This window comes from Bacillota bacterium, assembly GCA_040754675.1.
Lineage (GTDB): Bacteria > Bacillota > Limnochordia > Limnochordales > Geochordaceae > Geochorda.
In genome coordinates, this window is the sequence record JBFMCJ010000456.1 from 1 (window position 1) to 3,272 (window position 3,272).

Annotated in this window: 8 protein-coding genes; all 8 read left to right on the forward strand. The window is 64.9% G+C overall.

Going from position 1 to position 3,272, the window contains the following annotated elements; genetic code table 11:
- Positions 1–173 precede the first annotated feature (173 nt).
- Complete coding sequence (locus AB1609_18920) at positions 174–398, forward strand: hypothetical protein (protein ID MEW6048520.1); 225 nt, start codon at positions 174–176, stop codon at positions 396–398.
- The gene (locus AB1609_18925) at positions 395–592 is read left to right on the forward strand and encodes a DUF1540 domain-containing protein (protein ID MEW6048521.1); all 198 of its coding nucleotides are present in this window, start codon (positions 395–397) and stop codon (positions 590–592) included. Before AB1609_18920 ends, AB1609_18925 begins: the two co-directional genes overlap by 4 nt.
- A complete protein-coding gene (locus tag AB1609_18930; protein ID MEW6048522.1) occupies positions 576–722 on the forward strand; it encodes a hypothetical protein in 147 nt (48 codons plus the stop codon). Before AB1609_18925 ends, AB1609_18930 begins: the two co-directional genes overlap by 17 nt.
- Positions 723–766: 44 nt before the next feature.
- Entirely contained in the window at positions 767–1,021 is a 255-nt protein-coding gene (locus AB1609_18935; protein MEW6048523.1) for a hypothetical protein, read from the forward strand.
- A gap of 301 nt (positions 1,022–1,322) precedes the next feature.
- Positions 1,323–1,499: a hypothetical protein gene (locus tag AB1609_18940; protein ID MEW6048524.1), complete on the forward strand. Its 177-nt coding sequence runs from the start codon at positions 1,323–1,325 to the stop codon at positions 1,497–1,499.
- Between the two features lie 4 nt (positions 1,500–1,503).
- Entirely contained in the window at positions 1,504–2,070 is a 567-nt protein-coding gene (locus AB1609_18945) for an HNH endonuclease (protein ID MEW6048525.1), read from the forward strand.
- 32 nt (positions 2,071–2,102) lie between these two features.
- Positions 2,103–3,125 carry a hypothetical protein gene (locus tag AB1609_18950; GenBank protein ID MEW6048526.1) on the forward strand — a complete coding sequence of 341 codons (1,023 nt, stop codon included), beginning with the start codon at positions 2,103–2,105 and terminating at the stop codon, positions 3,123–3,125.
- Positions 3,122–3,272, forward strand: a 151-nt coding sequence (locus AB1609_18955) for a replicative helicase loader/inhibitor (protein ID MEW6048527.1), incomplete at its 3' end; no start/stop codon positions are given. The genes AB1609_18950 and AB1609_18955, both read left to right, overlap by 4 nt.

Genomic DNA, 3,272 nt, shown 5'->3' on the forward strand with positions numbered 1-3,272 from the left:
TCTGCGCCTGCGCAGGAGGCAAAGGAAATCCTGGGCCACTACTTTGGGGTGCTGGTCCGCCATGCTGGAATGAAGTGGGATGGCGGGTACACGGCGGAAATTGAACTTGCCGTTGACAAGATCTTGGAAGCCGTTGTCGCCGCCCTTGCGCGGGCGGAGAAGGGGGCGTGAGCATGCCGCAACCGACTTGCCCGCGCTGTGGGGCAAACCTGGTCTGCATATGGCGGGGTAACGCATGGCGCTTCGGCAGGCATCCCGGCTCCTTGGGGCGGTGGGTGCAGGCTGAGGAGTACACGTGCATAGGCTGCGGGGCGAAGGTGGCCGTCTCGGACGCGCTGGCCCCCGAGGAGCAGCCCGCGACGGTGACGATTCACGGCGGGGAGGAGGCTGAGGCATGACCCGGGTGCTTTGCGAAAAGTCCGAGTGCCGCCACAACAAGCGGGGCAGGTGTACCGCACCGGAAATCGACGTGGTACTGATCCGCGTGCCCGACAGCACCAGCATCCACGCGAGGTACGACGATGCGCTGGGCGTTACGTGCCCTGGTGATGGCGCAAACCAGGAGGCATCTGAGGATGACCCTGCAGTTTGACCCGCGCCCGGGCCCGCCGTGGTGCGGGTACGGCCGGCCGGTCCCGCGGTGGGAGCCGTGGGTGGTGCTGGCCGGGTGTGTGGTGCTGGTGATCCTCGGCTGGTGGCTCGGGGGGGCGGTGAGGCCTTGATCGGCGAGCACAAGGCTGTGGCCCGGGCAAAGCAAGGCGAGAGAGTGGCAATCGTGAGCCTCCCCTGGGGCCGGCCGCTCAAGCGGGGGTCCAGCCGGGTGGTCCGCCGTGTCACGAAAGCGGTGTGCGCGGACCGCAGGCTGCTGGAAGGCTGGTGCCGGGAGCACCGGGTGCCTGTGGCGTGGATCCACCGCGCCCGGTCCGGCCTGTGGCACGTTGACCTCTGGGGCAGACCGGCCGACCGCGTGCTCGCAGCGCGGGGCCGGAATCGTCCCGCGCCGGGCGGTGGGGCGCCGTGAGGGAGCACAACGCCTGGCCGCCGGCAGGGCTGGTCGAGCCTAGGCCGCCGAAGGTCCTCGTGGGCATCATGGATGGGGCCATCGGGGCCATGTACGGCAGGCTGGCACTGCCGGCGTCCGACCGCCCGTGGAGGCATGTGCCGTGGGAGATCGATTCGCTGGCCGCCCTCTGCCCGCGGTGCGGCCGGTGCGTGATGTTGGACGAATGGCGGGTCTTGGCCGGGCCCTTCGGGTCTACATATCGGGCCCGCCTCTGTGAGTGCGGCTGCGTGGTTTGGTCAAGGCCTGGGGGGCGGGACTGATGCTCGAGAGGGTCGAGGCCTCGACAGCCGGGAGAGTGGCCATATTTCTGGTCTTCCTGCCGCTGGTGGTGGCGATATCGGCCATCATTTCGGCGTGCCTGGCGGCGTGGGAGACGGGCTGCACGTGGTGGACGCGGTACGTGGTCAAGCGGGAGTTCTCACTGAGGGAGTTGTGAGGGCATGTCGAAAAGAAAGCCGATTCCGTCAAAGGTCAGGTTCGAGGTCTTCAAAAGGGACAAGTTCACCTGCCGGTATTGCGGCAGGACGACGCCTCAGGTGGTGCTGGAGGTCGATCACATTGTCCCGGTTGCCGAGGGGGGCACAGATGACATCGAGAACCTGGTAACCTCCTGCTACGAGTGCAACAGGGGCAAGGGTGCCACGTCCCTGGACGAACTGCCAGTGTCTGATGACGACATTCACGAGCGGACGGTGCTCCTGCTGGAGCGCGAGATGCAACTGCGCGAGTACAACGAGGTCAGGCGGCAAGTAAGGGAGCGCGAGGAAGCTCAGGCCATGGAGCTCTATAACTACTGGTTCGACCTGTGGGGAGCGGAAAAACTCTGGCGCAAAGAGTGCCCGGACCACCGTCAACTCGTCTTGTTCCTGAGGTCGATCGCCGTCGAGGACATCAAGCGTGCCATGCAGTTGGCTGTCGCAGGCGACAACAGGAGGACGCCGAGGCAGGCACTCTTGTACCTGTACGGCATTCTCCACAGGTGGCGGCGCGAGGGCGTTGACCCCTGATGGCCGAGTACGTTTGGGGGTAGCAACGCGCCATGGCCGAATACTGGAGGGTATCCCCCAAGATCTGGTTGCACAACTCCTGGGACGACCGGGTCAAGCTGCTGGCGCTTTACATCCTGACCTGCCCCCACAGGACCACGGAGGGGCTGTTCCGGCTGCCCAAGCAGTACATCTGTGCCGACCTGGGCTGGGACATGGAAGCCTTGGCCAAACCGTTCGCCAGACTCATCCAGGATGGCTTCATCGAGTACGACGAGGAAAATCAGGTCATGTTCATCTGCAAGGCCTTAAAGTACCAGAGGCCGGACAACCCGAACCAGCAGCAGGCGGCAATCAACAAGCTCTCACAACTGCCGCCCACGCCGTTGTGGCCCAAGTTCCTGGCGGCCGCGCAAGCCTATGCCGAACCGTTTGCCCAAGCCTTGCACAAAGCGTTTCCGCAAGCAATGGCCAAAGATATAGGCCACTCTCTAACTCTAGCTCCAACTCCAACTCCAACTCCAGCTCCAGCTCCGTCTACCGTAGATGCTGCCTCTCGACCAACCGTTGTACCTCCAATGGCGGATAACACACGTGCTCAACCGCAATCGCAGTTCGAGCCCGAACATGACGGCCGGGAGCCGGAACCAAGCCCGGCTGACGCCGGGCGCGCGTGTCCGCCCCCGGGAGAAGACAAGAGGCAGACGGAACCCGAGCAGCGGCGAGACAGGACGGAGTACACAGCTGAGTTCGAGGCCTTCTGGCGCGTATATCCTCGGCACGTCGAAAAGGCCCGCGCCTTCCGCGCTTGGCGGGCCAGGCTGAGGGAGGGCTGGCCGGCGGACGACCTCATCCGGGCCGCGGTCAACTACGCGGCTTCCTGCCGTGCGCGCGGTACGGAAGAGCGGTTCATCAAGCACGCGAGCACGTTCCTTGGGCCGGACAAGCCTTTCAAGGATTGGCTGGGCGCCGTTGTGGCCGAGCCCGTGGGCGACAGCCGCGTACCGGCAGCCTGGCCCGTGTTGGCCGACTACCTGCGCAAGCACGCAGAACCTGAGGGGGTGGACACAAGTTGAACCGTGCGGAAACTGTGCAGCTTCTGGCCTTCATCACGGCGTTCTACCCCGACTGGAAGCTGACCGAGGCGACGATTGAGGCCTGGCACGAAATGCTGCGCGACCTGGAATTCGAGGTGGCGAAGACGGCGGTGAAGAGGGTCATAA